This is a genomic window from Caldicellulosiruptor hydrothermalis 108, assembly GCF_000166355.1.
GTDB classification, from domain to species: domain Bacteria; phylum Bacillota; class Thermoanaerobacteria; order Caldicellulosiruptorales; family Caldicellulosiruptoraceae; genus Caldicellulosiruptor; species Caldicellulosiruptor hydrothermalis.
On sequence record NC_014652.1, the window covers coordinates 1,001,256 to 1,023,338 of the forward strand.

24 protein-coding genes are annotated in these 22,083 nt (G+C 35.9%); 22 read left to right on the forward strand and 2 right to left on the reverse strand.

Going from position 1 to position 22,083, the window contains the following annotated elements; translation table 11 throughout:
• Window positions 1–70 precede the first annotated feature (70 nt).
• The 20 genes from CALHY_RS04855 (at window position 71) to CALHY_RS04950 (ending at window position 18,238) form a co-directional block, all read left to right on the forward strand.
• On the forward strand, window positions 71–805 hold the full coding sequence (locus CALHY_RS04855) for an S-methyl-5'-thioadenosine phosphorylase (protein ID WP_013402886.1): 735 nt from the start codon (window positions 71–73) through the stop codon (window positions 803–805).
• Window positions 806–823: 18 nt separating this feature from the next.
• Entirely contained in the window at window positions 824–2,335 is a 1,512-nt protein-coding gene (locus CALHY_RS04860; protein ID WP_013402887.1) for an ABC transporter ATP-binding protein, read from the forward strand.
• Window positions 2,336–2,341: 6 nt separating this feature from the next.
• Entirely contained in the window at window positions 2,342–3,415 is a 1,074-nt protein-coding gene (locus CALHY_RS04865; RefSeq protein WP_013402888.1) for an ABC transporter permease, read from the forward strand.
• 1 nt (window position 3,416) lies between these two features.
• Window positions 3,417–4,346 (forward strand): ABC transporter permease, encoded by a 930-nt coding sequence (locus tag CALHY_RS04870; RefSeq protein WP_013402889.1) that lies wholly within the window; start codon window positions 3,417–3,419, stop codon window positions 4,344–4,346.
• A gap of 21 nt (window positions 4,347–4,367) precedes the next feature.
• A complete protein-coding gene (locus tag CALHY_RS04875; RefSeq protein WP_013402890.1) occupies window positions 4,368–5,099 on the forward strand; it encodes a GntR family transcriptional regulator in 732 nt (243 codons plus the stop codon).
• 3 nt (window positions 5,100–5,102) lie between these two features.
• The gene (locus CALHY_RS04880; RefSeq protein WP_013402891.1) at window positions 5,103–5,519 is read left to right on the forward strand and encodes a cytidine deaminase; all 417 of its coding nucleotides are present in this window, start codon (window positions 5,103–5,105) and stop codon (window positions 5,517–5,519) included.
• A gap of 28 nt (window positions 5,520–5,547) precedes the next feature.
• Window positions 5,548–5,718 carry a XapX domain-containing protein gene (locus CALHY_RS04885; protein ID WP_013402892.1) on the forward strand — a complete coding sequence of 57 codons (171 nt, stop codon included), beginning with the start codon at window positions 5,548–5,550 and terminating at the stop codon, window positions 5,716–5,718.
• 18 nt (window positions 5,719–5,736) lie between these two features.
• A complete protein-coding gene (locus tag CALHY_RS04890) occupies window positions 5,737–7,062 on the forward strand; it encodes a pyrimidine-nucleoside phosphorylase (RefSeq protein WP_013402893.1) in 1,326 nt (441 codons plus the stop codon).
• Window positions 7,063–7,082: 20 nt separating this feature from the next.
• Window positions 7,083–7,745 carry a deoxyribose-phosphate aldolase gene (deoC, locus tag CALHY_RS04895; RefSeq protein WP_013402894.1) on the forward strand — a complete coding sequence of 221 codons (663 nt, stop codon included), beginning with the start codon at window positions 7,083–7,085 and terminating at the stop codon, window positions 7,743–7,745.
• A 41-nt stretch (window positions 7,746–7,786) separates the two neighbouring features.
• Window positions 7,787–8,959, forward strand: a complete 1,173-nt coding sequence (locus CALHY_RS04900) for a phosphopentomutase (RefSeq protein ID WP_013402895.1) — start codon at window positions 7,787–7,789, stop codon at window positions 8,957–8,959.
• Window positions 8,960–8,976: 17 nt separating this feature from the next.
• Window positions 8,977–9,795 carry a purine-nucleoside phosphorylase gene (locus CALHY_RS04905; protein WP_013402896.1) on the forward strand — a complete coding sequence of 273 codons (819 nt, stop codon included), beginning with the start codon at window positions 8,977–8,979 and terminating at the stop codon, window positions 9,793–9,795.
• 137 nt (window positions 9,796–9,932) lie between these two features.
• The gene (locus CALHY_RS04910) at window positions 9,933–10,286 is read left to right on the forward strand and encodes a response regulator (RefSeq protein ID WP_013402897.1); all 354 of its coding nucleotides are present in this window, start codon (window positions 9,933–9,935) and stop codon (window positions 10,284–10,286) included.
• A gap of 20 nt (window positions 10,287–10,306) precedes the next feature.
• Window positions 10,307–12,208 (forward strand): chemotaxis protein CheA, encoded by a 1,902-nt coding sequence (locus CALHY_RS04915; RefSeq protein ID WP_013402898.1) that lies wholly within the window; start codon window positions 10,307–10,309, stop codon window positions 12,206–12,208.
• Window positions 12,209–12,217: 9 nt separating this feature from the next.
• A complete protein-coding gene (locus tag CALHY_RS04920; RefSeq protein ID WP_013402899.1) occupies window positions 12,218–12,700 on the forward strand; it encodes a chemotaxis protein CheW in 483 nt (160 codons plus the stop codon).
• Window positions 12,701–12,730: 30 nt separating this feature from the next.
• Window positions 12,731–14,281, forward strand: coding sequence for a methyl-accepting chemotaxis protein (locus CALHY_RS04925; RefSeq protein WP_013402900.1), 1,551 nt, complete (start codon window positions 12,731–12,733; stop codon window positions 14,279–14,281).
• Window positions 14,282–14,424: 143 nt separating this feature from the next.
• Window positions 14,425–14,979 carry an ECF transporter S component gene (locus CALHY_RS04930; RefSeq protein WP_013402901.1) on the forward strand — a complete coding sequence of 185 codons (555 nt, stop codon included), beginning with the start codon at window positions 14,425–14,427 and terminating at the stop codon, window positions 14,977–14,979.
• Window positions 14,976–15,728: a DUF6873 family GME fold protein gene (locus tag CALHY_RS04935; protein ID WP_013402902.1), complete on the forward strand. Its 753-nt coding sequence runs from the start codon at window positions 14,976–14,978 to the stop codon at window positions 15,726–15,728. The genes CALHY_RS04930 and CALHY_RS04935 overlap by 4 nt, the downstream gene beginning before the upstream one ends.
• Before the next feature lie 88 nt (window positions 15,729–15,816).
• Complete coding sequence (gene ytxC / locus CALHY_RS04940) at window positions 15,817–16,713, forward strand: putative sporulation protein YtxC (protein ID WP_013402903.1); 897 nt, start codon at window positions 15,817–15,819, stop codon at window positions 16,711–16,713.
• A gap of 101 nt (window positions 16,714–16,814) precedes the next feature.
• On the forward strand, window positions 16,815–17,126 hold the full coding sequence (locus CALHY_RS04945; protein ID WP_013402904.1) for a YerC/YecD family TrpR-related protein: 312 nt from the start codon (window positions 16,815–16,817) through the stop codon (window positions 17,124–17,126).
• The gene (locus tag CALHY_RS04950; protein ID WP_013402905.1) at window positions 17,123–18,238 is read left to right on the forward strand and encodes a THUMP domain-containing class I SAM-dependent RNA methyltransferase; all 1,116 of its coding nucleotides are present in this window, start codon (window positions 17,123–17,125) and stop codon (window positions 18,236–18,238) included. Before CALHY_RS04945 ends, CALHY_RS04950 begins: the two co-directional genes overlap by 4 nt.
• Window positions 18,239–18,322: 84 nt before the next feature.
• Here CALHY_RS04950 and CALHY_RS04955 read toward each other — a convergent pair whose 3' ends face one another.
• A complete protein-coding gene (locus CALHY_RS04955) occupies window positions 18,323–20,188 on the reverse strand; it encodes a hypothetical protein (protein WP_013402906.1) in 1,866 nt (621 codons plus the stop codon).
• Between the two features lie 29 nt (window positions 20,189–20,217).
• Window positions 20,218–21,330 (reverse strand): S1C family serine protease, encoded by a 1,113-nt coding sequence (locus CALHY_RS04960; RefSeq protein WP_013402907.1) that lies wholly within the window; start codon window positions 21,328–21,330, stop codon window positions 20,218–20,220.
• Window positions 21,331–21,534: 204 nt separating this feature from the next.
• Between CALHY_RS04960 and CALHY_RS04965 the strand changes: the two genes are divergently transcribed.
• Together CALHY_RS04965 and CALHY_RS04970 are read left to right on the forward strand one after the other, a co-directional pair.
• Window positions 21,535–21,738: a 4Fe-4S binding protein gene (locus CALHY_RS04965; protein ID WP_013402908.1), complete on the forward strand. Its 204-nt coding sequence runs from the start codon at window positions 21,535–21,537 to the stop codon at window positions 21,736–21,738.
• An 11-nt stretch (window positions 21,739–21,749) separates the two neighbouring features.
• On the forward strand, window positions 21,750–22,007 hold the full coding sequence (locus CALHY_RS04970) for a metal-sensing transcriptional repressor (protein ID WP_013402909.1): 258 nt from the start codon (window positions 21,750–21,752) through the stop codon (window positions 22,005–22,007).
• The last annotated feature ends 76 nt before the right edge of the window (window positions 22,008–22,083 follow it).

Consider the following 22,083-nt stretch of genomic DNA (forward strand, 5'->3'; position numbering starts at 1 on the left):
TCTAATATCACAGCAGGCCTTTCGACAATATACAGGTTTATGATACGAATAGAAAGGGGATTTAATCCATATGATAGGGATAATAGGTGGTTCTGGATTTTACTCTTTTTTGGAAAATGTTAAAGAGATAGAGATTGAAACCCCGTATGGCAAACCAAGTGATAAAATAGCAATTTCAAAAGTAGAAGGGAAAGAAGTTGCGTTTATTCCGAGGCATGGTAAAACCCATATTTACCCTCCTCATAAAGTGCCATATAAGGCAAATATATATGCATTAAAAGAACTGGGTGTTGAGAAGATTATTTCAACAACAGCATGTGGAAGCTTAAAAAAGGAGATTAAGCCGGGTGATTTTGTAATTGTTGACCAGTTTATTGACAGAACATGGGGACGAGAGGACACATTTTCGGATATTGGAAATGTAAAACACACCTCAATGGCACAGCCTTATGATGATCAGATGAGAGAAATTGCAATTAATGTTTTAGAAGAACTTGGATATAGATTTCATAAAAAAGGTACATGTGTAGTTATTCAGGGACCGCGATTTTCTACTTTTGCTGAGAGCAGATGGTATTCCAAGATGGGGTTTGACGTTATTGGAATGACTCAGTATCCCGAAGTAGCTTTGGCAAATGAACTTGGAATAAAGTATTTAAATGTAACTCTTGTGACAGACTATGACGCTGGGTTGGAAGATGACCCAGATATAAGACCTGTTTCCCATGAAGAGGTTTTAAGAGTGTTTTCTGAAAATGTAGAAAAGCTCAAAAAGGTTATCATTGAAATAATAAAAAGAATATAAAGACAGGTGGGACATGATATGGAGTACATTTTGCAGGTAAAGGATATTTCTAAAAGATTTGGTAATATTCAAGCAAATGATAATGTGTGTTTGGATGTCAAAAAAGGTGAGGTACATGCCATACTTGGGGAAAATGGTGCTGGAAAGTCTACTTTAATGAATATCATCTATGGTCTTTATACTCCTGATTCTGGAGAGATATATTTTGAAGGGCAAAAACTTGAGGTCAAAGGACCTCATGAAGCAATTGAAAAAGGAATAGGAATGGTTCATCAGCATTTTATGTTGATACCTGTATTTACCGTGGCTGAAAATATTGTTTTGGGATTTGAGCCAAAAGGTTTTAGGTTTAATGTTCAAGAAGCTGAGAAGAAAATTCTTGAGATTTCGAAGAAATACAATTTAGAAATTGACCCAAAGGCAAAAGTTGGAGATTTAAGTGTAGGTATGCAACAAAGAGTAGAGATATTAAAGGCTTTTTACAGAGATGCAAGGCTTTTGATACTTGATGAACCAACAGCAATGCTAACACCCCAAGAGACAAGGGAGCTTTTTAAGATTATAAATAACCTGAAAGCTCAAGGGATATCCATATTATTTATAAGCCACAAACTTGATGAGGTTATGGAAATTTCAGATAGAGTAACTGTTATGAGAAGAGGAAAGACAATAAAGACCTTGAACACCAAAGAAACAACCGAACAGGAACTTGCAAATTTGATGGTCGGAAGAGAAGTTAAACTTGTTGTTGAAAAGACTGAACCGCGGTTAGGAGAGACTGTGTTAAAGGTTGAAAACCTTTCAGTCAAACTGAAAAACGGTGTTGAAAAGGTCAAAGATGTAAGTTTTGAAGTAAGAAGAGGAGAGATTTTTGGTATAGCAGGTGTTGATGGAAACGGTCAAAATGAGCTTGTAGAAGCTATTGTTGGACTTATTTCATCAACAGGGAAAATAATCTTCAACGGCCAAGAGATTCAAAACCTTCCCACACGCAAACGTTACGAAAAAGGGATTGCTTATATTCCAGCAGACAGGCAGCAGGACGGGCTTGTTTTGAACTTTACAGTGGCAGAAAACATTGTGCTCAAAAGATACTACAAAAACCCATATTCTAATAGAGGATTTTTAAATTACAAGGTTATAACTCTTGAGGCTGATAGACTCATACACGAATTTGATGTGCGTCCACCTGATTACAAGCTGTTTGCAAAGAACCTTTCAGGTGGCAATCAGCAAAAGGTAATCTTGGCAAGAGAGTTTTCAAGCAGTCCTGACCTTTTAATTGCTGTTCAGCCAACAAGAGGAATGGATGTGGGAGCTATAGAGTACATCCATAGAAAACTGATTGAACTTCGAGACAGTGGCAAAGCTATATTGCTTGTTTCTTTAGAGCTTGATGAGATTTTGAACCTCTCTGACAGGATTGCTGTGATGTATTCGGGCAGGATTATGGATATTTTGGAGAGTAAAAAGGCAACAAAAGAAGATATAGGACTTTTGATGATAGGCAAGAAAAAGAAGGAGGCCTAAACGGTGATGGTAAAAAAGGTTTTGCAGAGCATTTTAATGCCGCTTATTGCTATTTTTATATCCATGATTGTAGGTGGGATAGTAATATTAATCACAGCAAAACAAAATCCTATTTATGCGTACATTGCTCTTTTTAGCGGAGCATACGGGAATTTAATGAACTTTGCAACAACCCTGACAAACGCAATACCTCTCATAATAACCGGGCTCGGGGTTGCTATAGCATTTTCTTCAGGGCTTTTTAATATTGGTGCTGAAGGGCAGTTTTGGATAGGCGCAATTGTTGCAACTTATCTTGGGTACCAGATAAAGGGTCTTCCGTGGTTTTTACACATTCCGTTGATAATTATATGTGCTATGATAGCGGGTGCACTGTGGGGTGGAGTTGTTCCTGGTCTTGCAAAGGTTTACACTGGAGCTCATGAGGTTATCACAACTATGATGATGAGTTATATAGCTATCTATTTTAGCCATTATTTGTTAGAAGGCGGTCCAATGATGGATAAAGGAACAATACCACAATCACCGGTGATTCAAAACAGTGCAAAGCTAAGTACTTTGGTACCAAATACACAGCTGTCAAGTGGACTTTTCATTGCAATCCTGGCAGTTGTAGTGGTCTATATTCTCATGTACAAAACAACATTAGGTTACGAACTCAGAGCAGTAGGGTTTAATATCAAAGCTGCAAAGTATGCTGGCATGAACGTCGCTCAAAAACTTGTTTTGGCTATGGGGCTTTCAGGCGCATTTGCTGCTCTTGCTGGTGCTGTTCAGATAATGGGTGTGCAGTACAGACTATATGATAGCTTTACTTCAGGTTATGGTTATACTGCTATAGTTGTTGCACTTCTTGCGAATAACAATCCAATTGGTGTTGTAATTGCAGCACTTTTCTTGGCAGGACTTTCAACAGGTGCGCAAGAGATGCAGATGCAAACAAATATCTCTGGACAGCTTGCTGATGTTGTGGTGGGGCTTATAATCTTCTTCATTGCAATTGAAGAGCTTTATAGGATTATTATGGAAAAGATAAAAACCAGAAAAACAAAGTTGCAACCGGTAGGAGGGCAAGAGTAAGATGAATATACTCAGTATTTTCACAAATCCATATTTGTGGGCGTCAACCATTGCAATGGCAGTACCGCTTGCACTTCCGGCAATTGGCGGTACTTTTTCAGAACGAGCTGGCGTTGTCAATATTTCTATGGAAGGAATAATGCTAATTTCGGCATTTGTCTCTGTTGCGTTTTCGGCATACTTTCACAATGCATGGCTTGGACTTTTAGGGGGAGTAATATCTGGTATTTTGGTAGCATATGTATTTGCATGGGCAGCTGCAAAGATGTACGCAAACCAGATAGTCCTTGGTATGGCTTTTAACATATTTGCGTCTGGTATCACTGCTTACCTTTTCAATGCCATATATGGCCCGGAAGGGACACCTTTTGACACACCCAAACTTCCTGATGTTAGAATACCTGTGATAGATAGAATTCCTGTAATTGGACAGATTTTAAGCGGACAAAATGTGATGGTTTATATAATGTTTGTTTTGATAATACTTAGCCAGTGGTTTTTGTTCAAGACAACCATAGGTTTGAGGCTAAGAGCAGTTGGCGAAAATCCAGAAGCTGCTGAGACAGCAGGTATCGATGTTGTAAAGATGAAATACTTAGGTATTATTCTGGGTGGGGCGTTTTCAGCTCTTGGCGGTGCTTATCTTTCGATTGGGGTTTTGAACAGTTTTTCGCCAGAGATGTCGTCAGGAAGAGGCTATATAGCTTTGGCTGCCATGATTTTTGGTAAGTGGACACCTGTGGGGTCATTTTTGGCATCACTTTTGTTTGGTTTTGCAACAGCCCTAAGCTATACACTGCAGGAATCATCAATTTCAAAAAACATTATCATGATGTTACCATATGTAGTTACAATCTTAGCATTGATTGGAATAGGTGGTAAGAGCGTTGCACCTGCTGCCGACGGTATTCCTTACAGGCCTAAAAAATAGAAAAAAGGGCGGGTGCGAGCAATGGAAAGTTTTGAATTAGTAGGATATCCCCAAAGGTATGAGCTTGTGTTGAAGAGGTTAAAGCAACTCATTGAAGAAAAATTTAAAGAAGGCGACAAGCTTCCTTCTGAAATGGAACTTGCAAAGCTTTTTGGTGTGAGCAGAGCGACGCTCAGAGAAGCTTTAAGGATATTGGAAGAAGAAGGCTATGTTGTAAGAAAACATGGTATTGGGACTTTTGTATCATCACGGCCAATTTTGCAATCTGGAATGGAAGAGCTTCAGAGCATAACAAAGTTAATGGAAAAACAGGGGTACAAGCCGCACACGAAAGATATTGTTGTTACTAAAACCTATCCAAACGCAAAAGAGGCTCATATGCTCAGAATATCGCCAGCTGAAGAGATTATCAAAATAGAAAGAGTACGACTTGCGGAGAGTATTCCCGTTGTTTATTGTGTTGATAGACTTCCTGCAAAGCTATTTTCATCTGAGTTTAAATTTGTAGGAGAGTCGTTATTTGACTATTTAAATGATAAACTGGGAATATATATTGCGTATGCAATCTCTGATATCATCCCAATGCTTGCTGAGAAAAATAATGTGTATAAAAAGCTTGAACTTGAAAAGAGTGATGTTGTTCTTTTGCTTGACCAGGTTCATTTTGACCAAAACGACATTCCAATTTTGTATTCTTCAAACTATTTCTCACCCAAAAAATTCAGATTCTATATTGTGAGAAAGAGGGTATAAAAAATGAAGTATTTGGACAGGGTTGATGAACAAACTGCGTATTTTTTAAACTTGGCAAAAGAAGCTCAAAAAAAGGCATATGCACCGTACTCACGCTTCAAGGTTGGAGCAGCAGCTGTTGGTAGCAGTAGAAAGGTGTATACAGGGTGCAACATAGAAAATGCTTCATATCCACTTTCCATTTGTGCAGAAAGGGTTGCACTATTTAAAGCTATATCAGAAGGTGAGAGCAAAATAAAAGCTCTTTATATCATCGGTCCTGAGAATGAGCCTATATCGCCGTGTGGTGCGTGCAGACAGGTGATTTTTGAACTTGCAAGAAATAGTACTATTTATCTTTCAAATTGTGATATGACAAAAGTAATAGAAACTAATAGCAAAGAACTTTTGCCATACGGATTTGACTTGAAAGAAAGATGAAATTAAGGTGGGAGGGAGATTATCCAAGGTGAAAGTAGTATTTCTTTCTCTTATCACAGGATTTATTGTCGGTGCTATATTCAGACTTCTAAAGCTTCCAATTCCTGCACCAAATGCTCTTGCAGGAATAATGGGTATATTTGGGATATTTTTGGGAGCTGTTTTTGTTGAGCAGATTCTTAAGTTGTTAACAAAGTAGAACAAGAAGGTGAAAAGCGTGCTGGTGACAGAGATTATTAGGAAAAAACGTGATGGTGAGATCTTGAGCAAAGAAGAACTTGAATTTATTGTGAATGGGTATGTAAAAGGCGAAATTCCAGACTATCAGATGTCTGCTTTCTTGATGGCTATATATTTTAGAGGGATGTCAAAAGATGAGCTTGTAGAACTTACCATGCTCATGGCAAAATCAGGCAAGATGGTAGACCTGGGCAGTATAGAGGGTATCAAGGTTGACAAACACTCAAGTGGTGGTATTGCTGACACAACAACCTTGGTCTTAATACCACTGGCAGCATCTTGCGGTGTAAAGGTTGCAAAGATGTCAGGACGAGGGCTTTCTCACACAGGTGGGACAATTGACAAGTTGGAGTCAATCCCAGGTTTTAAAACAGAGCTTTCAGAAGATGAGTTTATAGAAGCAGTAAATAAAGTTGGTGCGGCAATTGTTGGGCAGTCAGAAAGCCTTGTTCCTGCAGACAAAAAGATATATGCTTTAAGAGATGTCACAGGTACAGTTGAATCTATACCACTTATAGCATCTTCCATCATGAGCAAAAAGATTGCAGCTGGTAGTGATAAGATAATACTTGATGTCAAGTTTGGCAAAGGTGCTTTCATGAAAGAGTATGAAAAGGCAAAAGAGCTTGCTAATACTATGGTTGAGATTGGAACTTTGGCAGGAAGAGAAACTGTGGCATATGTTACAGATATGAATCAGCCACTTGGTCTTATGATTGGCAACGCTCTTGAGGTTATTGAAGCAATAGAGGTCTTAAAAGGCAGAGGACATGAAGATTTGAAGAATCTTTGTATTGAATTTGCATCTGAGATGATGATTATGGCTGGAGTTGAAAAGGAGAAAAAATTAGCACAAGAAAGAGCAATTGAGAGCATTGAAAAAGGGCATGCTCTTGAAAAATTTAGAGAAATTATAAAAAACCAAGGTGGAGACCCTGAAATAGTTGACAATTATTCTTTGTTACCACAAGCCAAATATACTTATGAACTAAAATGCGATGAAGATATGTATATTAAAGATATTGATGCTCTCAAACTTGGGCTTTGCGCACTAAAACTTGGAGCAGGAAGACAAAGAAAAGAAGACAAGATTGACTATGCGGTTGGAATTCAACTTTTTGGTAAAATAGGCGACAAAATAGCCAAGAATATGCCGTTTGCTAAAATCTATGCAAATGATGAAAAAAGGCTTGAAGAAGCCATCTCAGATGTGAAAACTGCATTTGAGTTTTCAAAAGCGCCTGTTCCAAAAAGAAAAGTAATATTTGCAAAGATAACAAAAGATAATGTTTTTGAATTTTAAATTACGTGGAGGGGAACATGATGACCAGAGAAGAGATTGCAAAGTTTATTGACCATACACTTTTGAAGTCCTCTGCAACACCTGCAGATATAAAGAAACTATGTGATGAGGCTCTGAAATACTCGTTTGCCTCTGTTTGTGTGAATCCTTATTATGTAAAATTGTGTAAGGAATATTTGAAAGAGTCAAATGTCAAAGTGGCAACTGTGATAGGTTTTCCACTTGGTGCAAACACTCTTAAAACAAAGGTGTTTGAAGCAAAAGAAGCTTTTGAAAACGGTGCTGATGAGATAGATATGGTTATAAATATTGGAGCTATGCTAAGTGGTGACACAGATTATGTTTACGAAGAGATCAAGAGCATTGTTGATGTTGCAAAAGAGTATTCAAATAAAATAGTAAAGGTAATAATTGAAACATCTGAACTTGACAATGAAAAGAAGATAGAAGCATGCAAAATTGCAGCCGCAGCAGGCGCAGATTTTGTAAAAACTTCCACGGGTTTTTCTAAAAGCGGTGCAAAGTATGAGGATATACTTCTTATGAGAAAAGTTATAGGAGAGAAGTTGAAAATCAAGGCCTCAGGTGGAATTAGAACGTTTGAAGATGCTCTTTTGATGATACAAGCAGGTGCAAGCAGGATAGGTACAAGCAGCGGTGTAGCAATTGTGGGTGGGGAATAAAAATAACCTCAAGTATTCGTTTTTGGAGGGAAGATTTTTAAATGAGAGTTATATTAATTGTTCTTGACAGTGTGGGTGTCGGTGCGCTTGACGATGCAAATCTTTACGGCGATGAAGGGAGCAATACTCTTTCAAATACTTCTTATGCAGTTGGAGGCCTTGAACTTAAGAACTTATACAAGCTTGGGATAGGAAACATTACAGACATAAAAGGTACACCACCAAATCCCAATCCTATTGGAGTTTTTGGTAAAAGCAAGGAAATGTCAAAGGGCAAGGATACTATAACCGGTCACTGGGAGATAGCTGGTGTTGTGTTAGAAGAGCCTTTCAAGACATTTCCAAATGGTTTTCCTGAAGATTTGATTCAGGAATTTGAAAAAAGGATTGGGAGAAAAGTTCTTGGCAACAAAGTTGCATCTGGCACAGAGATAATAAAAGAGCTTGGAGAAGAGCATATAAAAACCGGCTATCCAATTGTTTATACTTCTGCTGACTCTGTATTTCAAATAGCTGCTCACGAAGAGGTTATTCCTCTTGAGGAGCTATATAGGATATGCCAAATAGCAAGGCAGCTTCTTGTTGGAAAATATCTTGTTGCAAGAGTAATTGCAAGGCCATTTGTGGGGAAAGATAGGAACAGTTTTGTAAGAACTTATAACAGAAAAGACTTTGCAGTTGAGCCACCTTATAATACGCTGCTTGACAATATTAAAGAAGCAGGTTTTGAATGTGTGGGAATAGGCAAGATAGAGGATATTTTTGCCAAAAGAGGACTGACAAAGAGTATTCACACAGAAGGAAACATGGACGGGATTGACAAAACCTTGAAGGCGATGGATGAAGTTGACAAAGGACTAATTTTTACAAACCTTGTTGATTATGATATGCTGTATGGTCACAGAAATGACCCTCATGGTTATGCAAAGGCTTTAATAGACTTTGACACAAGGCTTCCCGAAATCATGGAAAAGCTTAAAAAAGATGATATTTTAATAATCACTGCAGACCATGGTTGTGACCCGACAACACCTTCAACAGATCATTCGCGTGAACATGTGCCAATACTTGTGTATGGTCAAAATATCAAAAAAGGATATGACCTTGGAACAAGAAATAGTTTTTCTGATATTGGTCAGACAATAGCAGAGTATTTGAATGTAAAACCTTTAAGGTTTGGAGAGAGTTTTTTAAAAGAAATTGTGATAAAATAGCTATTGAGGTGATTTTTATGTCGTATTATGAAAGGGTAAAAGAAGCATCAGAATTTATAAAAAGTAAGATTCCAAACGTGCCAGAGGTTGCTATTATTCTGGGCAGTGGACTTGGTGGTTTTGCGGATACAATGGAAGATAAAATTGAAATCAAATATTCAGAGATACCTCATTTTCCTGTGTCTACTGTCAAGGGACACAAAGGCAACTTGGTTTTTGGAAGAGTAAAAGGAAGAGAGGTTTTGGCCTTTCAGGGAAGATTTCATCTTTATGAAGGGTATAAGGTTGAAGAGGTTGTATTTGGTGTGAGGGCAGCAGGACTTTTGGGAGTGAAAAACCTTATTGTTACAAACGCGGCAGGTGGAATTTCGCCTCTGCTTTCTCCTGGAGATTTGATGGTGATAAAAGACCATATAAATCTCTCAGGCGAGAACCCGGCAATTGGGCCGGAAGCAGAAAGATTTGGTGAAAGGTTTTTTGATATGACATATGCATATGACAGGGAGATAATTGAAAAAGCAAAAGATGTTTACAAGAAAAATGGAGTTGATTATAAAGAAGGTGTATACGCATTTTTAAAAGGTCCTTCATATGAAACACCTTCGGAGATAAGGATGCTAAAAATCCTTGGCGCTGATGCGGTTGGCATGTCAACAGTTCCGGAAGTTATTGCGGCTCGGCAGATGAATATCAAAGTTTTTGGAATTTCATGTATTACAAACATGGCAGCAGGAATTCTTGAAAAGAAACTTTCACATGAAGAGGTCATAGAAGTTTCAAAGATGGTTGAGGAAAAGTTTATAAAAATAATTAGGGATTTGATAGAGATTATTTAAAAAAGAAAAGTAAATACTTATAAATCCTACACTGCAAAGCTTTTGTGCAGTGTAGGATTTTTGTTTATTATACAAAAAAAGCGGGTAAAAATAAATTTGGGATATTATTTTTTCCTGCGGGGAGGGAAAATTGCTGTATGAAAAGGGTGTTGATAGTAGATGATGCAGCATTTGTGAGGTATTCCTTGAGACAGACATTAGAAAAACATGGGTTTGAAGTTGTGGGTGAAGCATGTGATGGAAAAAGCTGTATAAAACTTTTTCAGCAGCTTCATCCAGACATAGTGACTCTTGATATTACAATGCCAGAGATGAATGGTATAGAGGTTTTGAAAAAGATTATGGAGATTGACAAAAATGCAAAAGTTGTCATGATAACTGCTTTAGGGCAAGAAGAAAAGGTAAAAGAGGCAGTATTAAATGGGGCAAAAGGGTTTATTGTAAAGCCGTACAAAGAAGAGCATTTAGTAAAGGTCTTGGCTTCTTTATAAAAAGATGAGAAGGTGAGACTGTGAATGAGGCACAAAAAGACCCTATGTTTGAGATATTTGTCAGTGAAGCAAAAGAGATAGTAAGTTCGCTTGAGAGGATTTTTATTGAACTCAAAGAAGGAAACAGAAACTTTGATGTAGCAGTGGCAGAAGCTTTGAGATTTTTCCATACATTAAAAGGTTCCTCAGCGATGATGGGGTTTGATGACATATCCAAGGTTTGTCACAGGGTTGAAGACATCTTTGTTTGTATGAGAGATGAAGGTAAACTACCAACAAACCTTGATAATTTTATTTTAGACATGTTAAAGTTAATAGATTTTTTAACCATTCAGATAAATCGTATAGAAAACTCACAGCAGCCTCAAGATGCAGAAAATATCGAAGAGGTTTTAGAAAAGGTTGAAATGAGCTTGGCAGAAAATGATAAGGTGCAAGCTGAAAGTGAGAAAAGATATCATATAAGGCTGCTTTTTGAAGAAGGCTGGGAAATGGAGAATTTGAGGGCTTTTTTAATTGTCCAAAATTTGAAACAGTATGTGAAGGTTCTGGAATACTTACCTTCTGATATTGAGAGTAATATGGCATCTTCAGAAAAAATCAAAAAAGAGGGTTTTTTTATTTCAATTGAAACTCTACTTAAAAAAGAGGATGTGGTAAAACTTTTTGAAAGTTTTGCATGGGTAACAGATATCAAGGTTGAAGAGGTATCTGAGAAAGCTTCCTTAACCAAGGAGATAAGTTCATGGCAAAATGCTATACACTCTACCAATAAACTAATAAACGTTAATATTGAAAAAGTTGATAAACTAATAGACCTCATTGGAGAGGTGGTAATAACCTTTTCCATGATTGTTCAACATCAAGAAATAAAAACTGATGAGAATAGCAGTTTCAAAAATTTAACACTCCAGATGTCAAAGCTAATAAGAGAACTTCAAGAAGTTGCAATGTCAATGCGTATGCTACCGCTTTCTTCTACATTTCAAAGGCTAAAAAGGACCATTATTGAGATGTCTGCAAAACTTCAAAAACCAGTTGATGTTCATATCACCGGGGAGGAGACAGAACTTGACAAGGTTTTGATAGAACACTTAACAGACCCACTGATTCATATAGTTAGAAATGCTGTGGACCATGGAATAGAAGACAAAGAAGAAAGGTTAAAAAAAGGTAAAGGTACAACTGGTAATGTGTATATCAGTGCTAAAAATAGCGGGTCTGAAGTAGTTATTAGCATTGAGGATGATGGCAGAGGTCTTAATAAAGAGAAAATCTTACAAAGAGCTTTAGAAAGAGGCCTTATAACCTCACCTGATGATATTGGAGAAGATGAGATTTTTGAGTTAATATTTCAGCCAGGATTTTCTACAAAAGAAGAAGCGACAGAATACTCAGGAAGAGGTGTGGGGCTTGACATTGTGAAAAATAGCGTTCAAAAAATTGGTGGAAGAATTTTTGTTGAGTCTGAAAAGGACAGGGGCACAAGATTTACAATTAGAATACCTCTCACTTTGGCAATAATTGACGGAATGTTAATTGATGTTGATGGCAATGTCTTTGTTGTACCTTTGAGCTCAATAGTAGAGACATTTAAACTTGAAAAACAGCAGATAGTATTGGAAAACGAAATTCCGTTTGTGTACAGAAGAGGCATATGTTTTAGTGTAATTGATTTGAACAAGATGTTTTATGGGAAAGACATGCTTGCCAAAGAAAGACCTTTTTATCTGGGTATACTTGTTACAAATGGTGAGAAGAATGGTGTTTTGCTTGTGGACAATATGATTTCTCAGCAACAGATAGTTATAAAAACTATGCCTGCTATTTTAAAGCAGGTAAGAGGCATTTCAGGGTGTACACTTCTTGGAAGTGGGAATATAGCATTTATTTTGGATATTGATGCTTTGCTTGAAAGGTAGGTGAGAAAAGTGCAGGAAGATTTGCTCAGCAACAAAGTGGATGAGTTTGAAGAAGCTATGAAAGATATGTACCTTATATTTAAAGTGGATGACCAGTTATATGGAATAGAGATTAAGTATGTCATAGAGATTATAGGTCTTTTGCCCATAACCTATGTGCCAAATCAAGAAGAATATGTTAAAGGAATAATTAATTTGAGGGGCAAAATCATTCCTGTGATTGATGCAAGAATGAGGCTTTCAAAGCCTCAAAAGGAGTACAACGAAAGGACCTGTGTAATTGTCACAAGCATAGATGATTTTTTGGCTGGCATTATTGTTGACCATGTGAGCGAGGTTGCTGTGATAAACAAGGACCAAATTAGTTCTTTGCCACAAACATATGAAAAGATAGATGAAAGGTTTTTCAGAGGTGTTGCAAGCTTAAATGAAAGACTTGTATTGATACTTGATTGTGAAACTTTTGTCAAGCCTGATAGGATAAATCTCTAAAAAAAATAAATGAAAGGGGATAGGTGGTTTATGAAGTTCTTTAAAAATTTTAAGATTTCTGTTAAGATTTTGGCGGGGTTTGGAATTGTTTTGATTTTGATACTCTTCATGGGTATAATAGCTGTTACAAACATCAACAGAATAAACAATGCCTATACAAAGGTTTATCAGACTAATGTAAAAGCATTTATTGCAATCGGCAATGTGCTTGAAGGTTTTGAAAGACAGCGTGTTAACTACAGAAATATTTTGCTTGCGAGAAATGCCACAGAGATGAATTCGTATCTTCAGAAGACCGATGAGATAAATAATTTTTATAAAACAAACCTTGAAGAGTTTTCAAGACTGATAAATGAAGAGGACATAAAAAAAGAGTATCAAAAGTTGATTTCTTTATTTGATGAATATGATAGGCTAACAAATCAAATAATTGAACTTGCAAAAAGTGATAAAAAAGCGGCTACTGAACTTTTATTCAAACCAAGTTCAGCCCAGCTTGTAACTGATGTTCAAAACTCAATAAATACCCTCTATGAGCTTGAAAAAAAGTACATCGAAAAGTTAAACGTTCAAAATAATGCCCTTGCAAAAAGTACAGTAACATCAATGATGATAATAATTATTCTGTGCATAGCAATTTCTCTCTTTTTGGGTCTGGTTATTTCTTCTGCAATTAGCAGACCTCTTTCTAAAATGGTTTCTGCTGCCCAGAAGATTGCAGAAGGGGATTTAACAGTTGATGTGAGCTATGACTCAAAAGATGAAGTTGGAACTTTATCTGAGGCATTTTCGAAGATGATTGATTCGCTTTCTCAACTGATTTTTTCAGTAAAATCTTCTGCAGAGCAAGTTGCGCTTGGAGCAAAGCAGCTTGCAGATGCAAGCCAGAGCTTGGCCCAGGGTGCAACAGACCAGGCAAGCGCAATTGAAGAGCTAAATGCCTCTGTTGAAGAGGTGTCTGCTCAGACAAAACAGAACAGCAAAAATGTTGAGGAAGCTACAAATTTTGCTAATCAGATAAAGGATGAAGCAAGAGTTGGTATGCAGCAGATGGAAGATATGATGAAAGCCATGGAAGAGATAAATATGGCATCTGCAAATATCTCAAAGATTATAAAGACCATAGACGAAATAGCTTTTCAGACAAATATATTGGCGCTTAACGCTGCAGTTGAGGCAGCACGGGCGGGAAGTTATGGAAAAGGATTTGCGGTTGTAGCCGAAGAGGTAAGGAACTTAGCAACAAGGAGCGCAAATGCTGCAAAAGAGACAAGTAGTCTTATTGAATCTACCATCAAAAAGATTGAAGTGGGAGATAGTATTGCAAAGCAGACATACACCTCGTTAGATAGAATTACAAAGAATATTGATAAAATGGCCATGATTATGAATGATATAATGTATTCTTCAAAAGAACAGTCTGAAGCAATAGCACAGATTACAGAGGGAATAAACCAGGTTGCCAATGTGGTGCAGAGCAATTCAGCAAACTCTCAAGAGACAGCTGCCGCTTCAGAAGAACTTTACAGCCAGGCAGATGTTCTTAAAAACCTTGTTGAAAGATTTAAAACAAGAAGCTGATAAAAATCATAAAAAACTAATTGGGGCTGGGGAAACCAGCTCCTTTTATTTTTGTATCGATACAGTTTTGGTTTTAAGATTTGATTTTTGAATCTTTTTGTGTAGAATTAGGCAAGTAGAAATATTTTTAAAGAGGTGGTTTTATGAAAAACGGAGTGAGGTTTTGGGTATTTTCTGGGGTAATAGTTGCTCTTGTGTTTGTTTTAACATTTACAATAAAGATACCGCTCATGGCAGGGTATTTTAACATTGGCGATGTTGTAATAATACTTTCTTCTATTTTATTCGGCAAAAGTATAGGGTTTATGGGCGGAAGTTTTGGTTCTGCCCTTGCGGATATTGCTTCTGGTTATACCATTTATGCTCCTTTTACTTTTGTCATCAAAGGACTTGAAGGTTTTATCTGTGGCCTGATTTTCGAAAAATTAGAAGGAAAGCAGAAGAAGTGGGCATCTTTTATTATTTCGACAATGCTCAGTGGCATTTTTATGGCAATGGGGTATTTTTTGTCAGAAGCTTGTGTGTTAAAATATCTATCATCGGCATTAAATATTAATAGAAACTTACAATTTGGACTTAAAGTTGCTCTTGCGAATTTGCCTTTTAATTTGCTGCAGGGTATTTTGTCAGCAATAATTTCCATAATATTAGCTGTACCTCTTTATAATAATAAATTTATCGGGAAGATGAGAATTTGAAATACTTAAAATTTCCAAATATACCAGAAAGTAAAGCTACACACGTTTTGCTTGACAAAAGAGCGTACGATAAGTTTATCTATGCGTTAGAAGATTTGGGTATAAAAATAGTGATATGTGAAAGCTGTGATGACCTTTATCCTGCGATATCTTCTCACCCTGATATATTTTATTTTCACTATGAAGACAACTTAATCTTTGCCGCTCCCAACTCACCAAGAAAAACCACAGAGGAACTGAAAAAACTTGGATTTAATATAATATTTGGAGAGAAAGCTGTTTTGGGAAAATATCCTGAGGATGTAAAGTACAATATCGCAAAAGTTGGCACAAAAGTCTTTCACAATTTTAAATTTACTGATAGAATAGTAGCAAAAAGAATAGAAGAAGACAACCTTCAAAGGATTCATATAAAACAGGGGTATACTAAATGTTCAATCTTGATTGTAAATTCAAACGCAATTATTACCTCTGATAAAGGAATTTACAAAAAAGCAATTGAAAATGGAATAGATAGCTTACTTATATCGCCAGGCTTTATTAAATTGGAGGGGCTTAACTATGGTTTTATTGGCGGCTGTGGAGGATTAATTAGCAAAAATCTTATGGCTTTTAATGGTGATATTTCAATGCATCCAGATTATTTGAGTATAAAAAATTTTCTTAAAAAGTATGATATTGAAATCTTGAATGTGGCGGGTTTGCAGCTTTCAGATATAGGTTCTATCATTCCTTTGTGTCAGCAGTAGAAAAAAGAACATATTGAAAAAGAGCATTTGAGGGTATATTTATTATTGTGCTAAAAAGTTAAAGCTTATATTCAGGGATGTGAAGAAAATGCAAATATTGAGTTTGGGAGTGGCAGACGACCCTGTTTTTGTATATGAGAGATTAAAAAGGCAGCTGGATAGGAATGAAAATGTAAAAGGACTTTCCATTGAGCCAAATCAATGTGGCAATATCACATTTTACGGTATTTTTTTAAGCGACGATGAACTCAAAAAAAATTTCGATTTGAATGCGTATGACAGAGTAAAATATTTTGTTGCTGATGCAATAGCAAATGTAATAATTGAGTACACCAAAGAAAAGTTTCTTTTTAAACTGATAAAAGAAGATTATTATTTTTTAGATGAAATAGAAGCAAAAAAGATATTTCAAGAAAGTCAGAAAAGATTAAATGAACTAACAAGTGCCCAGAGCTTTTCAAAGGTAAAGTTCGAAATAATAAAAAAAGTGCTTGATTTTTTAGACTCTAATTTTGAATTTAATTTTGAAGGTTTTTTGACCTTCAGATTAAAAGATTATATAAAGACAATTCAAAATATTGTGGAAGATGTTACAAATAAATACCTTCTGGAAAGGGAATACTTTCAGTTTATAAACCTTCTGAGATATTTTACAGACATTCAAGAATCAAAGATAGAACATGTAGATGTTATCCCGACTGCTAAAATGTATTTGCTCCTTGATAGAGAAGGAAATGAGATAAAAGATGAGTTTTATGAGCTTTTATCAAGAAATTTTAAGTTAAATCTTTCGAAAGAAGATATACTTCTGAGTAGACTAATTTCGCTCTCCCCTCAAAATATTGTTTTTCACAAGCACCAGGATACAACTATTCCAGCGGATATACTTGAAATTCTTTCTCTTGTATTTGATAAAAAACTTCAATTTTGCACTTCTTGCAAGATAAAATACGTAGATAGTTTTTCGTCCAAGAGTGAGGAATAGTTCCTCACTTTTGTTTTGTCCTGTTTACTTCAATTATTTAAAGTGATATAATCTTAAAGAAGAGCAGAGTAAGCGGGGTTACAAAGAGGTGTATAAAGCATATGAATGAAAAACTTAAGAATGAGATGACAGACCATCTTTTTGAAGCAATACTTGAACTGAGAACAGTAGAGGAATGTTATAATTTTTTTGAAGATTTGTGCACAGTAAGAGAGATTCAGGAGCTTTCTCAAAGATTTGAGGTTGCAAAGCTTCTATTTGAGGGTGCAAAATACAGTGACATTACAAAAAAAACGGGGGCATCTCCTGCTACAATTAGCAGAGTAAACAGGTGTCTAAACTATGGAGCTGACGGTTATAAAACTGTGCTTTTAAGACTTAAACAAAAATCAAGATTGGATGATGAAAAGTGATAGAGCTTTTTGTTGCGACACCTTTAGGTACAGAGTCGGTTGCAAAGGAAGAGCTGGTAAGGCTGGGATATAAAAATTTAAAAGTTGAAAATGGAAGGATTTTTGTGTCAGCTGAGCTTGAAGACATACCCAAGCTCAATATAAATTTAAGAACGCCAAACAGAATTTTTGCTATCTTAAATAAGTTCAAGGCTCAGACTTTTGATGAACTATTTGATGGAGTGTACAGCTACTCTTGGCACGAAATACTGCCAAAAGATGCAAAGATTTTGGTAACTGGCAGAACAGAAAAGTCCAAGCTGTTTAGTATAAGAGCGTGCCAGTCTATAACTAAAAAAGCAATAGTTGAAAAACTAAAATCAAAATACAATGTAAACTTGCTTGAAGAGACTGGACAGCTTTTCAAGATAGAAATCGCCATGATAAATGACTGGGCTTATCTGCTTTTTGACACAACAGGCGATTCTCTTCACAAAAGAGGTTATCGGAAACTTATTTCTAAAGCGCCTTTGAAAGAAAACATAGCAGCAACTTTAATCCTGCTTGCCAAATGGCAAGACGATGAAGAAGTATTCTGGGACCCATTTTGTGGTTCTGGAACCATAGCAATTGAAGCAGCAATGATTGCCAGAAACATAGCTCCCGGTATTAACAGGACCTTTTTGGCTGAAAAAAATGGATTTATTTCACAACAGGAATGGAAAAAATCAAGGCTTGAGGCAATTGAGAGGATTGATTATCAAAAAAAGTTTGAGGTACTATCTTCTGATATTGATGAGAATATGATACACATTGCAAGAGCAAACGCAAAGGAGATTGGCGTTGACAAAGACATAAGATTTTTCAGGGCAGATGCAAGAAAGATAAAAAAACCATCAGAAAAAGGCATAATTGTGACAAACCCACCGTATGGAGAGAGGATTGACGATATGGATATATTTGAGCTTTATAGGGATTTTGGCAGATGTCTTAAAACATTTGATAACTGGCGCTTTTTTGTGTTATCTGCATATGAGAAAATTGAAAAAGCATTTGGCAAGAAAGCAGACAAAAACAGGAAGCTTTACAATGGTAAGATAAAAACATATCTTTATTTCTATTTTCAGTTGTGATAAAATGAGTTTAAAACAAAAGTAAATAAAAAAGGGCTTGCCGTCTGAAAAAGCATATGTATTTTTGGCAAGCCCTTTATAGTTTTATTCCTCTTTTTTCTTAAATTTTTCCAAATCCTCTTTTACAAATTTTATATTCAGCTTTGAAAACTCAATCTTGTCTATCTTTATGCTTTTCACAAAATTTTCAAAGTCAGAAACTGTATAGCTATTATAATACAAAACAGGAATTGACAGGTCGATGGTGTAATAATATTGATTGTATTTTATCATATAGATAATTCTGTTCTGAAGATTCATAAAATTAAAGTCTCTATTTGGATTTCCCTTTGCGAGTTCTGAAAGCTTAGAAATGTTATAGACATAAGTAAACTTATAAATAGAAAGATTTTTGTCAGCATACTTTAAAAGGCTCATATTTACAGTTTTGCTCTTGTATTCGTTGCTTTCAACCCATGCTTGCATAGTGTTTTTTATAATTTTTTCAGCAGGGTCTACGTTTATTCCACCATTTATTGTCAAGATTGAGTATGGAGTATTGTAAAGCATCACTGTTTCAATGTCTGAAATACCCTGTGCAGATGGAATTGAGGATCCTATTATCTGACTAAAGTAGCTATAGTAGTAATATGGCATATTTGTTTTATAATCCTTTGAAATCTTCATTTCAAATGGAGCTTTGTTAAGTTTTATGGTTTTCAAACTGTTCTGTGGTTTCAAATCTCCAGACCAAAGAATAGAATCAAAGTATCTGCTTTTTGCTGGCAATACTTTGAATGAATTTATTATCCTCTCATATTTTTGCTTATCTTTGTTATATTTTTCTTCTGCAGCGTACAGTCTTACCACATATTTATTATTGTTTGAGTCAACATAAAGTCTTTTTTCAACAAACGTCTTGTTAAGGCTTTTTCTGATTCTAAGTTCATAAATTTTTGCTTTGCTTGTTCCAATATTTAAACTTTTGTATGAGATGATTTTTAAAAGTTCTTTATTGTAAAGCTCAATACTTTTTATTTCCTGAGAAACCCATTTGTCAAAACTGACATTCGAGTTTGTCACAAAACTGACAGAAAGATATTCGTCATATTCCTGCTGACTATCTGAAGGTATTATACTTGAGGTATCCTGCTGTTTTTGGGTTGAGATTCCCATCTCCTCATCTGTGTAAAGTGGAGCAAATGATTGAGTTGATGAATTGTACTCAAGATTATAAATGTCTGTAGATTTCCAGTAAGGTGGAAGGTCAATCTGCCATCCATAACTTGTGTTTTTGTGAACTCTCCACGATGTTACGTTGTCTGCTAAATCTTTTATATTGGGGTTGTTTTTATCAAAGTTTGTTTCAAAAGAGTCAGCCATCTTGTATAGAAGATTTTTGTGTTGTAAGTAGAAATTTAAATCCATGCTAATCGTAAGTCTGTAAATGTAGTTGTATCTCTTATTTTTGCTCAAATAAATTCGCGTGAGATTAAAAGTGCCAGAACTTTCTTCTTCGTCAACAAATACATAAAAGGAGTCGGTATAAACACTTGTGGCTTCAATATATTCTTGACCTTGCTTGTCCTTTCCTTTTTTGAGCGAATATAGTTTTGAACCAGAATAATAACCTGAAATCAGGTCTTGACCATACAGCAAAATCTCATCTAAGGAGGTATAGCCTTCTTTATTTAAGATTGCCTCAATATTGATAGATGCCTTGTAGCTATTGCTTGACATTGAAAAATAGCTTCCTTTGGGGTCTTTGTTTATATAAGCATCCTGTGGCATGTAGATAGACCAGTTGTAAACACTGTTTCCAACCCGGTTCTTATTGACGTCGTCTTTTGAAAAAACTGTATAAAAGTCAATGACGCCACTGTCTTCTTGTGCAAGCGCGAAGATAGAAGATGTGAGAACGAAAGCAACTATTGTAAAAATACAAATTGCTATTTTTAACTTTCTTGACATATAACTATCACCCTTTCCATATATTTTAACTATTTGCTTGTTGGCCACTCTTTCAAAATAACTTCTTTTTCAAGAATTTTGCCATTTCTTTTGATTTTTATCTTTACCTTGTCACCAGGAAGATATTTCATAAGAGTTTGATTGTATTCTGCAATAGAATTGATAGGGTAGCTGTCAATTGCAACAAGTATATCATTTTCTTGAGCAAATTCTTTTAAAGGGCTGTCGGCTTTTACATCTATGATTTTAAGACCGAGGTTAGACGGAAGCCCAACATAAGATAGCCAACTGTCTTCAAACTCAAGACCTAAGTAACATCTTTTGATTCTACCAAACTTTTTGTAGTGGTCAAGGAAATAAAGTATATTCTCTGCAGGAATTGCAAAGTTAATTCCCTGCCAGTAGTCAATACCGAGAGTATTTATCCCTACAAGTTTTCCCTGCATATTAACAAGTGGACCGCCGCTGTTGCCTGGATTGATGCTTGCATCTGTTTGCAAAAATGTATAGACTTCATCTACAGGTCTATTAAGTCCGCTTATTATTCCCTTTGTGACACTATTTCGCCATCCTAAAAAAAGCGGTGTGCCTATTGCCAAAACTTCCTGACCCACATAGATATTTTTTGGGTTTTCAATTTCAATTGGGGTAAGATTGCTTCGGTTAACTCTCAAAATTGCAAGGTCAATTTCTTTGTCACTGTAAAGTACAGTTGCCTTGTAAGCCTTGGCATCGTAGAAGATAACATAAGGCTGTTTTAAATCTTCAACAACATGATTGTTTGTCAAAATCAGTCCATTTTTGTCTATTACAACACCAGATCCATGAGAAAGCCCAGCTGGAATTTTGCTGTAGTAAAAGTCGTCTGCTTTTATCTTTTTGCTGTCACCAATGATTGCTACAACAGACTTGTTTACCTTGTCAATGACCTCACTTATGGACAGGTCTTTTTTCTGAATTATCAGGCTATTTTGCGTTTTGGTGTAATCAAAGTTTAAAAAGTCTTTCAAAGAGTCAATATCAACGTAGGTTTTTCCGTCAATCTCTTTTGGAGTCACGGCAATAGTCTGGGCAAATACAATGTTTGAAAGAACAAATATCACAATAAATCCAGCCAGCCATATCTTTATACTTTTTCTCATTGCAGAACCTCCCATACCAAGAATTTGTCACCATATAATTATAACGTATTTTAGCCAAAAATGTTATCCCCTAAAAAATAAAATTTTGGTTGCAATTTTTATGCTTGATTATTTTTATTTTTTGCTTTATAATATACTTGTAAATGCAATACACCCCCATGGTATAGGGGTAAAAGCTACTGGGGAAGGAGAATATTCAGAAGAATGAGAAAAGCGGTATTGGACAAAAACATGTGTGACAGATCACCCTTTTGTCCTGCTTCGCGTTCGTGCAAGTTTGGTGCAATAAAAAGAAATGTAAGAGGATTTTTTGATGTAGAGATTGAAATTGACAAAGAAAAGTGTACAGGATGCGGCGTATGTACGAAGTTTTGTCCGCAGGGAGCTATAAAGATTGTTGAAGAGTAGGTGACGCTGAGGTGCCTGAAAATGAAAGGAAAGAAGAGGTTCTTTCAAGACTTAAAAATATCAAAGGGCACATAGAAGGAATTATTAAAATGGTGGAAGAAGAAAAAGAATGTGAAGAGGTTATGCTCCAGATAATTGCTGTCAAGAAAGCTTTGGAAAAAGTGGGATATTATATAATAGAAAGCCATGCTGAAAAGTGCTTGTCAGATGTCGAGAACAAGGCTCAGATTCAAAAAATTTTGAATATCATGATGAAATTTTTAAGTTGAAAGGTAAAGTTGGTATCTATTTTTCTCCTGTTGAATGCTTAAAAGCTTTTGTGTTCAAAAATGTTATTATTTTAAC

Coding starts and splice junctions, on each gene's coding strand:
- CALHY_RS04855 (WP_013402886.1), top strand. CDS start 71: ATGATAGGGATAATAGGTGGTTCTGGATTTTACTCTTTTTTGGAAAAT.
- CALHY_RS04860 (WP_013402887.1), top strand. CDS start 824: ATGGAGTACATTTTGCAGGTAAAGGATATTTCTAAAAGATTTGGTAAT.
- CALHY_RS04865 (WP_013402888.1), top strand. CDS start 2,342: ATGGTAAAAAAGGTTTTGCAGAGCATTTTAATGCCGCTTATTGCTATT.
- CALHY_RS04870 (WP_013402889.1), top strand. CDS start 3,417: ATGAATATACTCAGTATTTTCACAAATCCATATTTGTGGGCGTCAACC.
- CALHY_RS04875 (WP_013402890.1), top strand. CDS start 4,368: ATGGAAAGTTTTGAATTAGTAGGATATCCCCAAAGGTATGAGCTTGTG.
- CALHY_RS04880 (WP_013402891.1), top strand. CDS start 5,103: ATGAAGTATTTGGACAGGGTTGATGAACAAACTGCGTATTTTTTAAAC.
- deoC (WP_013402894.1), top strand. CDS start 7,083: ATGACCAGAGAAGAGATTGCAAAGTTTATTGACCATACACTTTTGAAG.
- CALHY_RS04900 (WP_013402895.1), top strand. CDS start 7,787: ATGAGAGTTATATTAATTGTTCTTGACAGTGTGGGTGTCGGTGCGCTT.
- CALHY_RS04905 (WP_013402896.1), top strand. CDS start 8,977: ATGTCGTATTATGAAAGGGTAAAAGAAGCATCAGAATTTATAAAAAGT.
- CALHY_RS04910 (WP_013402897.1), top strand. CDS start 9,933: ATGAAAAGGGTGTTGATAGTAGATGATGCAGCATTTGTGAGGTATTCC.
- CALHY_RS04925 (WP_013402900.1), top strand. CDS start 12,731: ATGAAGTTCTTTAAAAATTTTAAGATTTCTGTTAAGATTTTGGCGGGG.
- CALHY_RS04930 (WP_013402901.1), top strand. CDS start 14,425: ATGAAAAACGGAGTGAGGTTTTGGGTATTTTCTGGGGTAATAGTTGCT.
- ytxC (WP_013402903.1), top strand. CDS start 15,817: ATGCAAATATTGAGTTTGGGAGTGGCAGACGACCCTGTTTTTGTATAT.
- CALHY_RS04945 (WP_013402904.1), top strand. CDS start 16,815: ATGAATGAAAAACTTAAGAATGAGATGACAGACCATCTTTTTGAAGCA.
- CALHY_RS04955 (WP_013402906.1), bottom strand. CDS start 20,188: ATGTCAAGAAAGTTAAAAATAGCAATTTGTATTTTTACAATAGTTGCT.
- CALHY_RS04960 (WP_013402907.1), bottom strand. CDS start 21,330: ATGAGAAAAAGTATAAAGATATGGCTGGCTGGATTTATTGTGATATTT.
- CALHY_RS04965 (WP_013402908.1), top strand. CDS start 21,535: ATGAGAAAAGCGGTATTGGACAAAAACATGTGTGACAGATCACCCTTT.